The sequence below is a fragment of the Halorubrum sp. SD626R genome, from assembly GCF_001261915.1.
Taxonomy (GTDB): Archaea; Halobacteriota; Halobacteria; order Halobacteriales; family Haloferacaceae; genus Halorubrum.
Window position 1 is genome coordinate 53,011 of sequence record NZ_CVRT01000040.1, and the last position, 9,404, is coordinate 62,414.

10 protein-coding genes are annotated in these 9,404 nt (G+C 71.9%); 3 read left to right on the forward strand and 7 right to left on the reverse strand.

Going from position 1 to position 9,404, the window contains the following annotated elements; translation table 11 throughout:
- Window position 1 precedes the first annotated feature (1 nt).
- From SD626R_RS03490 to gpmI, 6 genes are all read right to left on the reverse strand, one after another.
- Complete coding sequence (locus tag SD626R_RS03490) at window positions 2-619, reverse strand: HemK2/MTQ2 family protein methyltransferase (RefSeq protein ID WP_092563536.1); 618 nt, start codon at window positions 617-619, stop codon at window positions 2-4.
- Window positions 616-1,854, reverse strand: a complete 1,239-nt coding sequence (locus SD626R_RS03495) for a mechanosensitive ion channel family protein (RefSeq protein ID WP_092563539.1) — start codon at window positions 1,852-1,854, stop codon at window positions 616-618. Before SD626R_RS03495 ends, SD626R_RS03490 begins: the two co-directional genes overlap by 4 nt.
- 8 nt (window positions 1,855-1,862) lie before the next feature.
- On the reverse strand, window positions 1,863-2,762 hold the full coding sequence (locus SD626R_RS03500) for a 16S ribosomal RNA methyltransferase A (RefSeq protein ID WP_092563542.1): 900 nt from the start codon (window positions 2,760-2,762) through the stop codon (window positions 1,863-1,865).
- A 43-nt stretch (window positions 2,763-2,805) separates the two neighbouring features.
- The gene (locus SD626R_RS03505; protein WP_092563545.1) at window positions 2,806-3,411 is read right to left on the reverse strand and encodes a DUF655 domain-containing protein; all 606 of its coding nucleotides are present in this window, start codon (window positions 3,409-3,411) and stop codon (window positions 2,806-2,808) included.
- A gap of 47 nt (window positions 3,412-3,458) precedes the next feature.
- Window positions 3,459-4,601 carry a thiolase family protein gene (locus SD626R_RS03510; RefSeq protein WP_092563548.1) on the reverse strand — a complete coding sequence of 381 codons (1,143 nt, stop codon included), beginning with the start codon at window positions 4,599-4,601 and terminating at the stop codon, window positions 3,459-3,461.
- 63 nt (window positions 4,602-4,664) lie between these two features.
- On the reverse strand, window positions 4,665-6,251 hold the full coding sequence (gene gpmI, locus SD626R_RS03515) for a 2,3-bisphosphoglycerate-independent phosphoglycerate mutase (protein ID WP_092563551.1): 1,587 nt from the start codon (window positions 6,249-6,251) through the stop codon (window positions 4,665-4,667).
- Between the two features lie 165 nt (window positions 6,252-6,416).
- On the opposite strand from gpmI, the gene SD626R_RS03520 reads away from it, so the two are divergent.
- The 3 genes from SD626R_RS03520 to SD626R_RS03530 all read left to right on the forward strand — a co-directional run bounded on the left by SD626R_RS03520 (window position 6,417) and on the right by SD626R_RS03530 (window position 8,784).
- A complete protein-coding gene (locus tag SD626R_RS03520) occupies window positions 6,417-7,082 on the forward strand; it encodes an ArsR/SmtB family transcription factor (RefSeq protein ID WP_092563554.1) in 666 nt (221 codons plus the stop codon).
- Window positions 7,083-7,199: 117 nt separating this feature from the next.
- Window positions 7,200-8,120 (forward strand): DMT family transporter, encoded by a 921-nt coding sequence (locus SD626R_RS03525; protein ID WP_092563557.1) that lies wholly within the window; start codon window positions 7,200-7,202, stop codon window positions 8,118-8,120.
- A gap of 76 nt (window positions 8,121-8,196) precedes the next feature.
- Window positions 8,197-8,784 (forward strand): DUF7978 family protein, encoded by a 588-nt coding sequence (locus SD626R_RS03530; RefSeq protein WP_092563560.1) that lies wholly within the window; start codon window positions 8,197-8,199, stop codon window positions 8,782-8,784.
- A gap of 31 nt (window positions 8,785-8,815) precedes the next feature.
- Here SD626R_RS03530 and SD626R_RS03535 read toward each other — a convergent pair whose 3' ends face one another.
- Window positions 8,816-9,268, reverse strand: coding sequence for an RNA-binding domain-containing protein (locus tag SD626R_RS03535; protein ID WP_092563564.1), 453 nt, complete (start codon window positions 9,266-9,268; stop codon window positions 8,816-8,818).
- Window positions 9,269-9,404: the final 136 nt, after the last annotated feature.

Below are 9,404 nucleotides of genomic sequence, written 5' to 3' on the forward strand. Positions count from 1 at the left end.
CTCATTCCCGCCGGTCGAGCCGCAACACGGTGAGCGTCTCGAACGGGAACGACTCCTCGACGACGGGCTCGCCCTCGAAGCCGGCCTCGTCGACCAGCGCGAGCACCTCGTCGTAGCCCGTCAGCGAGGAGACCAGGAGCAGGACGACGCCGCCCGGCGCGAGCACGCGTCCCACGTCGGCGAGGAACGGTTCGATGAGTTCGCGGCCCGACTCGCCGCCCGAGAGCGCGCGCTCCATCCAGTCGCCCCACTCGTTGTCGGGGTCGGTCGGGAGGTACGGCGGGTTGAAGCAGACGGTGTCGAACGCGTCCTCGCGGAACGGGGCACAGAGGTCGGCGACGACGCCCTCGACGCCGCGCTCGCGGGCCTCCCGCGCCGCGTGCGGGTTGAGGTCGGCGCCGACCACGTCGAGCCCGCGCTCCGCGGCGATCCGCTGAGCGACCCACCCCGAGCCGGTCCCGACCTCCAGCACCCGCCCGTGCGCCTCCTCCAGCGCCGCCTCCGCGAGCAGCCCGGAGTCCTCGGCCGGCTGATAGACGACCGCGTCGTCGGCGCCGCGGCGCGACGCGAGGCCGCCGCGGGGGTCGGGGTCGGCCGCCGGGTTGCCCTCGTCGCTCACTCGCCCGCCCCCTCCCCGCCGCCGTCGCCAGCCGGTTCACCGCCGTCGCCCCGGTTCCGGCCGCCGCGCGTCGCCGCCCGCCCCTCGACGGACGCATCGAGCTGCGGGCCGGACGCGTCCTCCGCCCGCGCTGAGAGCGTCTGCTGCGGGAACGGGATGACGATCCCCGCGTCTTCCAGCGCCGACTTGATCGCGCCCATCGCGGCCGTCTGGGTGCGCCAGCGCTTCCGCATGCTCGGGTTTCGGATCCAGTAGCGGGCGCCGAGGACGACCGCCGAGTCGTCGAACCGCTTCGTCACGACGTCCGGCTCGGGCATCGCGGCGATGTCGTCGACATCGGCGACCGCCTCCTCGATCACCGCCGCCGCGCGCTCGATATCGGCCGCGTAGTCGACGCCGACCTCCACCTCGATTCGCAGGCGATTCCGGCGCGAGCGGTCGATTATCGACCCCGACCGCACGTCGTCGTTCGGCAGCGTGACGACCTCGCCGTCGAACGACCGCAGGCGGGTGCTCATGATCGATATCTCCGTGACGGTCCCCTCGTGGTCGCCGACCTCGACCCAGTCGCCGACCTCGAACGGCCGGGAGAACATCAGCACGAACCCGGCGAGGATCGCCCCGAGCGTCTGTCGGGCCGCCATCCCGACCACGATCCCGAGGAAGCCCGCTCCGACGAGGAGGCCGCCGACGTTGTCGGTGAACAGCCCGACGACGACGAGCAGCGCGAAGGTGTACACCGTCAGCTGCGTGAGCCGCCGGACCACCTCCTCCTGGTGGTCGGTGAGGACGCTGCTCTCGGCGGATATCTCGCGGATGACGCCGCCGAGGAAGTCGGTGACCGCGTAGGCGCTCGCCAGGAGCACCACCGCGATCACGACGTTCGACAGCTGGTCCGTGATCGCGGCCGCCTCGAACGCGCCCAGCAGCGCGCCGCTCCGGTCCCACACCACGAGCAGCGAGAGCGCCCCGAGCGCGGTGGCGGCGCCGACGGACGCCGAGAGCAGCAGTCGCCGCGTCGAGGAGACGTCGTCGTCCCGGCGCTTCGCCCAGGCGGTGAGGAGTCGGACCCCGAGCACGCCCGCGACGATCAGCGCCGAGGCGAGGGTCCGCCTGACGTTCTCAGTCAGGGCGCCGTAGAGGTCGCCGAGGGGAGTGGCGCCGCCGGTCAGAATCTCTGGCAGCGTCGCACCGGCCGTCCGCCCGACCGCGAGGGCGACGTCTGCGAGCGTCATCGGAGCGGTCACACCTCGGTCGGCGAGCCGCGCTCGCGGGCCAGCTCCGCCAGCGCGGCGAACGCGCTCGGCTCCAGCGTGCCGGGTCGCCGGCGAAGCAGCTCCTCGTCGGCGGCCTCGACGACCGCGTCCGGGTCGTCCAGCCCGGAGATATGGCCGGTGTTCCGGATCGCGTTCCGCACCGTCTTACGCCGCTGGGTGAACAGCGCCTTCACGAACCGGAGGAAGAAGGCCTCGTCGCCGACCGCGTAGTCGGGGTCGCGCGGCGTGCACCTGACGACGGCGCTCTCGACGGCGGGCTGGGGGTCGAACGCCTCCTTGGGGACGCGCTCGACGACATCGACGTCGGCGTAGTGCTGGGCGGACACCGAGAGCCGGCCGTACTCGGACTCGCCGGCCGACGCGGCCATGCGCTCGGCGAACTCGGCCTGGAACATCAGTACGAGCGGCTTCCCCTCCGGCAGCAGCCGGAAGGCGATCTCCGAGGAGACGCCGTACGGGAGGTTGGCGACGCAGGCGGTGAACTCCGGGAGATCGACGTCGAGCGCGTCTCCCTCGATCACGTCGAGGAGGCCGTCGTCGACCGCGGCCGCGAACTCCTCGCGGAGGAAGTCGGCGAAGGTCCCGTCGCGCTCGATCACGGAGAGGCGGCCGGGAGAGTCTCGATCCTCGGCGGTAATAGCCGCCAGCAGCCGGTCGGTGAGCGCGCCCGCGCCCCCGCCGACCTCCAGGAGGTGGCTCTCGTCCGCGTCGCCCGGGAGGTACCCGGGGATCCGGTCGAGCACGCGGTCGTCGACGAGGAAGTGCTGGTCGCGCTCGGGGTTCGCGCGCTCCCCGGCGCGCCGCGCGAGGGCGTCGGGGTCGCGGTCCCCGTACGCCGCGGTCTCACCCGTCGATAGGTCGGTCATGGCCGCGATACGCCGGCGTTCCGGGTAAAAGTCCCGTTTCGGCTCACTCCTCGCGCCCGGCGAACGTCCGGTACTTCAGGTCGTCCTTCTGAACCTCCTCGACGATCCGCTCGACGATCACCTCCCGCGGGCGGTGGAGCCCCGAGACGCGATCGGACACCTCTTCGAAGCTCTCGAAGGGCCCGCGCTTGCGCTCGTCGAGGACGTTGTTCCGGAGCTGCTTGCCCACCCCCGGGAGGAGGTTGAGCTGGTGGAGCCGGAGCGTGATCGGTCCGGCCTCGTTGTAGAAGTCGACGAAGCGCCGCTCGGCGGCGTCGACGATCTCCTCGACGGCGTACTCCACCTCCGCGGCCGCGTTCCGGGTGAGGCCGTCGTACTCCACCTCGTTGTACCGGCCGACCGCCGGGCCGCCGAGCGCGACCCGGTCGCTCACTGACGCGTCCGCACTCTCGTCGAGCGCGAGCTCGTACAGCCGGAACGACTCGGTCCCGAGGCCGTACGCGACCGGCGTCTTCCGCGAGGGGGGCCGGTCGTCGTCCGGCCGCCCGTTCGGCAACACGTCCAGCAGGACGACGACGGGCCCCTCGTCGGCGTCCGCCGCGTCGGGTCCGTCTCCCGCGTCGGGCGCGTCGGAGTCGGGATCGCTCATACTCGTTTTACGCCACCGAACGGTGAAAAAACCGCTGCCGCGCCGACCTATCGCGAGAACTCGATCGCGGCGCCCTGCCCGAAGCCGACGCAGAGGGTCGCGAGCCCGCGGTCGGCGTCGCGCTTCTCCATCTCGTGGAGCAGCGTGACGGGGAGGCGCGCCCCGGAGGCGCCGAGCGGGTGACCGAGCGCGATGGCGCCGCCGTTGACGTTGTAGACGTCCTCGTCGACGCCGAGCTCGCGGCGAGAGTACTCGCACTGGGAGGCGAACGCCTCGTTGAGCTCCACCAGGTCGTAGTCGTCGATAGACCGGCCGGCGCGGTCGAGGAGCCCCCGCGTCGCGGGCACCGGGCCGATCCCCATCACGGTCGGGTCGACGCCCGCGACGTTGTTCGTGCCCACCTCGGCGAGCACGTCGAGCCCGTGGTCCTCGGCGAACGCCTTACTCGTCACCAGCGTCAGCGACGCGCCGTCGGATATCTGCGAGGCGTTCCCGGCCGTCACCGTGCCGTCGCCCGTGAACGCGGGCGGCAGGTCGGCGAGCGTCTCGGCCGTCGTGTCGGGGCGGATTCCCTCGTCTTCCTCGACGAGCCCGTCGCCGGTCTCCATCGGGACGATCTCGTCGTCGAACCGGCCGGCGTCGGTCGCCTCGGCGGCGCGCCGATGGCTCCGGGCGGCGTACTCGTCCTGCGCCTCGCGGCTCACGTCGTACTCCTCGGCGACCTTCTCGGCCGTCATCCCCATCTGGAGTTGGAAGACGTTGTACTCCTCCGAGAGCTCGGGATGGAGGTGCTCGTAGGCGTCGCCGTCCATCGGGACGCGGCTCATGTTCTCGACGCCCCCGGCGATGACGCAGTCGCGGTTCCCGGCCGCGACCGCGTCCGACGCCGAGATGATCGCCTGCATCGAGGAGGCGCACCAGCGGTTGATCGAGGTCGCGGGCACCGACTCGCCGAGCTCCGAGAGCAGCGCGATGACGCGGGCGACGTTGTTGTCCTGCTCGGTGCGCTGCTGGGCGACGCCCCACATCAGGTCGTCGACGTGGTCGCCCGTCAGCCCGGTCTCCGCGAGGACGTGGTCGATGAGCGTCGTCGAGAGGTCCTCGCTCCGGACGTCGGCGTAGACGCCCCCGTCTTTCCCCTGCGGCGTCCGGTGGGCGGCGGCGATAACCGGCGTGGTCTCGTCTGTCATGAACGATCAGAGACCGGTGACGCTCTTAAATGGCCGTGGAACCGCCGGGAATCCGGCCGCGGTTTACGGCTCGTCGGCGAGGAGCGGTTCGCCGGTCATCTCCGGCGGGCGGTCGAGCCCGATCAGCTCCACGAGCGTCGGCGCGATGTCGCACAGCGACCCGCCCTCGCGGATCGCGTACCCGCCGTCGTCGCCGTCGGGAGTCAGATAGACGAACGGGACCGGGTTGAACGTGTGCGCGGTGTGGGGGTCCTCGGGCGTCCCCATGTCGTCGGCGTTGCCGTGGTCGGCCGTCACGATCGCGTGGCCGCCCGCGTCGGCGACCGCGTCGAGGAGCCGGTCGAGCTGCGCGTCGACGACCTCGACGGCCGCGACCGCGGCGTCGAAGTCGCCGGTGTGGCCCACCATGTCCGGGTTCGCGTAGTTGAGGACCATCAGGTCCGGATCGTCCTCGTCGATGATCCCGATCGCCTCGTCGGTGAGCTCCGGGGCGGACATCTCCGGCTGGAGGTCGTACGTTGGGACATCGGGGCTCTCGACGATCTCGCGAAACTCGCCCGGGAACTCCACCTCCCGGCCGCCGTTGAGGAAGTAGGTCACGTGGGGGTACTTCTCCGACTCGGCGATCCGGAGCTGGGCGAGTCCCGCGTCGGCGACGACCTCGCCGATCGTGTTCTCGGGGGCCTCCGGCGGGAACGCCACCGGGAAGTCGAACGTCTCGTCGTACTCAGTGGCCGTCGTCAGCCGGACGTCGGGCTGGTCGAGCTCGAACGGCCACTCGGGCCGCGTGTCGGTGAGCAGCCGAACGAGCTGGCGGGCGCGGTCCGCCCGGAAGTTGAAGAAGATCACCGCGTCGCCGTCGGCAAGTGCGGGCTCCTCGCCGACGAGGGTCGGCTCGATGAACTCGTCCGTCTCGCCGCGGGCGTGGGCCTCGGTCGCGGCCTCGACAGCCGTTTCGGCCTCGTGCGGCGCCTCGCGCTCGACGATCGCGTCGTACGCCTTCCGCGTGCGCTCCCAGTTCTCGTCGCGGTCCATCGCGTGGTACCGCCCCGTGACGGTCGCGACCCGTCCCGTCCCGCGCTCCTCCGCCTTGGCCTCAACCTCGGCGAGGAAGCGGTCGGCGATCTCGGGGGCGGTGTCGCGGCCGTCCGTGAACGCGTGCGTCGTCGCCGGCACCCCCGCGTCGGCCGCGGCGTCGATCAGCGCGAGCAGGTGCTCGACGTCGGAGTGGACGCCGCCGTCGGAGACGAGGCCCATGAGGTGGACCCGCCCGCCGGTCGACGCCGCGTGTTCGAGCGCCCCCGCGATTGCGTCGTTGTCGGAGAGCGATCCCTCCGCGAGCGCGTCCGTGATCCGGGTGTACGCCTGCTTGACCACGCGGCCCGCGCCGATGTTCAGGTGGCCGACCTCCGAGTTCCCCATCTGCCCTTCGGGGAGCCCCACGCGCCGCCCGTGGACGACGAGGCGGCCGTCCGCGCCGCGCTCGGTCGCGTCCTCGAACGCCGGCGTGTCGGCGGCCGCGACCGCGTCCCGGCCGGCCGGTCGCCCCGAGGGGTCGGCCGTCTCGCCGTCCGCGCCGTCCGCGCCGTCGCCCCCGCCCGCGCCGCTCCCGAGTCCCCAGCCGTCGAGGACGATGAGTGCCGTCTCCATACGCCCCGTTCCGCTCCCCATGGTAACTACCCTTCGCTCCGGGCGACGAGGGAAACCGACCGAGAGACGGTCGCCTGCGAACCCCGGGACGAGGCGGGGTCTCGCCGCGATCCTCGCGCGCCCCGGAAGCCAGCCTTTTACGTGCTGGACGCTAACTATACGTTAATGGACTCCGCGGTACTGCTCGATCTCCTCGGGAACGAGAACCGGCGGCGCATCCTCCGGCTGCTCGCGACCAAGCCCTGCTACGTCACGGAGATCTCGGAGTACCTCGACGTGAGCCCGAAGGCGGTCATCGACCACCTGCGCAAGCTGGAGGAGGCCGGCCTGATCGAGTCGACGACCGACGACCAGCGCCGGAAGTACTTCCGGATCACCCGCAGCCTCCGGCTGGAGGTGAGCGTCTCCCCGTACGGCTTCGGCGCGAAGAGCGCCTACCCCGCCAAGAACAGCCTCGACATGTCCGGCCGTTGCCCCCACCTCACCATCGAGGCGCCCGACGGCTCGGGGACGTCGAACGACATCGCCGACCTCGCGGGCGAGTACGCCCGCCTCCAGGACCTCGACCGCGAGCTCTCGCTGGCCCAGCGGTGGGTGCAGGGCCGGGTCGAAGACACCCTCGCGCGGATCGACGAGCGGCTCGGCACCGAGGCCGACAGCCGGTTCTACGCCGCGATCCTCGCCGCGGTGATCGAGACGGACGGGACGCCCGCGGCCGTGGCCGACGAGGTCGGGGCCCGCGAGGAGGCCGTCGGCGACGCGCTCGGTCGGCTCGCCGACGTCGGCGTACTCGCCCGCGACGGCGACGCCGAGCGATATCGAGTCCGGTAGCGGGCCGGCGCGCCGACGCGGACTCCCCCTCCGCGTCCCCGCTCACTCTCCGCGCTCCTCCCCCGCACGGCCGGCCGCTTCCGGAACCTTTTGGACCGCGCCCGGAGGAGGACGCGTGTGAGCCGAGCACGGGACCTCGCGCTGTTCCTGATCCTCGCCGCGGTCTGGGGCTCCGCGTTCATGGCGATCAAGGCCGGGCTGGCGTACTTCCCGCCGGTGCTGTTCGCCGCGCTCCGGTACGACGTCGCCGGCGTCGTCATGCTCGCGTACGCGGCGTACGCCGTCGACGACCCGGTCCCCCGCGGGCGCGACGAGTGGGCTGTCGTCGCGGTGGGCGCGACCCTCATCATCGCCGCCTACCACGCGTTCCTCTTCATCGGCGAGACGGACCCCGCCGTGACGAGCGCAGTCGCGGCCGTGATAGTCAGCCTCTCGCCCGTGCTGACGACCGTCTTCGCTCGCGCCTTCCTCCCCTCCGAGCGGCTGACGGTCGTCGGCGTGATCGGGCTCCTCGTCGGCCTCGTCGGGGCGGTCGTGCTGGCCGCGCCCGACCCCGCGAACCTGGCCGGCGGCGGCACGGTCGCGAAGCTCCTCGTGTTGGTGGCGGCGGCCTCGTTCGCGCTCGGATCGGTGCTCACTCGGGCGTCCGACGCCGACCTCCCGATCGAGACGATGGAGGCGTGGTCGATGCTGGTCGGCGCGCTGCTGATGCACCTGCTGGCGGCCGGGCTCGGCGAGTCGCTCGCCGACGTCTCGTGGACGGGCGAGGGGATCGCGGCGCTGGCGTACCTCTCGATCGCCGCCAGCGGCCTCGGCTTCCTCATCTACTTCGACCTGCTCGACCGGCTCGGGCCGATCGAGATCAACCTCGTCTCGTACGTCGCGCCGATATTCGCCGCGCTCGCCGGCTGGCTCTTCCTACGCGAGGCCATCTCGCTCAACACGGTCGCCGGCTTCCTGATCATCTGCGTCGGCTTCGCCCTCGTGAAGCGGGCGGCGCTGCGCTCGGCGCTCCGCCGGTACGGGATCGCCGGCTGAGGTCCCTCTCGCGGCGTTTACACGCCGTCGCGCCGAGTCAACAGACACTTATCACCGCCGAAACAATTCGGGGTACATGTCAGTCCCCGACCGAACGAGCGGAACGAGCGCACCGAGTGGAGTCGGCGGCGGCGCGGCCGCGGGCGCCGCCGCGTACGTGCTCGGCTACCTGTTCGCGTACCTCACGCAACGGTCGGCGGTCGAGAGCCAACTGGAGGGGTTCAACTTCTTCGCCGACCTGTTCGGCGGGGACCCCATCCCGACGTGGAAGGCGATCGGCTGGGTGTTCTACAACGGGCACTTCGTCGACACGCAGGTGCCGTCGCTTGTCGGCGGCTCGCAGCTCACGAACCTCATCTCGCAGGCCGACGGCGGGTCGCTGACGCTGCTGTTCGTCGTCCCGCCCGTCCTGCTCACCCTCGCCGGCCTCGCCGCCGGCCGGATCGCCGGAGCGACGGAACCGGTCGACGGCGCGAAGGCCGGCGCGTCCGTCCTCGTCGGCTACCTCCCGCTGGCCGTGATCGGCGCGTTCCTCTTCCGCTACTCGGTCGGCGACGGGGCGGTCGCGCCCGACCTCGTCACGGCTGTCCTCCTCGCCGGCGCGGTGTACCCGGCGGCCTTCGGCGCGGTCGGCGGCGCGGGCGCGACGCTGCTGAGCGACTGAGAGAAGCGGGTGAAGAGCGACCGCCTGGCGCTCAGTAGTCGCCCTCGTCGGGCTCGACGCGGTCGCCGTACTCCCGGACGGGGTCGACCGGCCGCCCCTCGTCGGTCTCGGGCGCGACGTAGTCGACGAACGACTCGACGTCGGGCTCGCGGACGCGGACGTCGACGTCGATCTCGCCGAGCTCGTCGGACTCGCCGACGGCGAAGTTGACGACGCCCTCGAACGCGGCCTGCTTCTTCAGCGAGAACGAGAACCCCTCGTCGTCGCTGTTCCGCAGGAACACCCGCCGGGCCGTGTCGAGGATCTCCTGCTCGTGGAGCACGTCGGAGAAGGCGTCGAGGGTGTGCGCCTCGGCGACGAGCCGGCCGTCCTCGTGGACCGGCTCCGCGTCCGGGAACACGTTCCGGACCGCGTCGTCGACCCGATCGGTGACCTCCGTGTCGCGGACCGGGACCTCGATCCGCACGTCGATGCTGTAGATCACGCGCCGTCACCCCCGGCGTTCGCGGTCGCCGCCGACTCCCCACCTTCCCCTTCCTCTCCCTCCTCCCGCCCCGCGTCGACCGACTTCTAATCCGACGGTCGTGGGTTCGAATCCCACTGTGCCCGCTCCGAAACCC

Bases quoted from the DNA above. Each gene is read 5' to 3' on its own strand.
- SD626R_RS03520 (WP_092563554.1), top strand. From the start codon at position 6,417: ATGGACTCCGCGGTACTGCTCGATCTCCTCGGGAACGAGAACCGGCGG.
- SD626R_RS03500 (WP_092563542.1), bottom strand. From the start codon at position 2,762: ATGACCGACCTATCGACGGGTGAGACCGCGGCGTACGGGGACCGCGAC.
- SD626R_RS03505 (WP_092563545.1), bottom strand. From the start codon at position 3,411: ATGAGCGATCCCGACTCCGACGCGCCCGACGCGGGAGACGGACCCGAC.
- SD626R_RS03495 (WP_092563539.1), bottom strand. From the start codon at position 1,854: ATGACGCTCGCAGACGTCGCCCTCGCGGTCGGGCGGACGGCCGGTGCG.
- SD626R_RS03510 (WP_092563548.1), bottom strand. From the start codon at position 4,601: ATGACAGACGAGACCACGCCGGTTATCGCCGCCGCCCACCGGACGCCG.
- SD626R_RS03530 (WP_092563560.1), top strand. From the start codon at position 8,197: ATGTCAGTCCCCGACCGAACGAGCGGAACGAGCGCACCGAGTGGAGTC.
- gpmI (WP_092563551.1), bottom strand. From the start codon at position 6,251: ATGGAGACGGCACTCATCGTCCTCGACGGCTGGGGACTCGGGAGCGGC.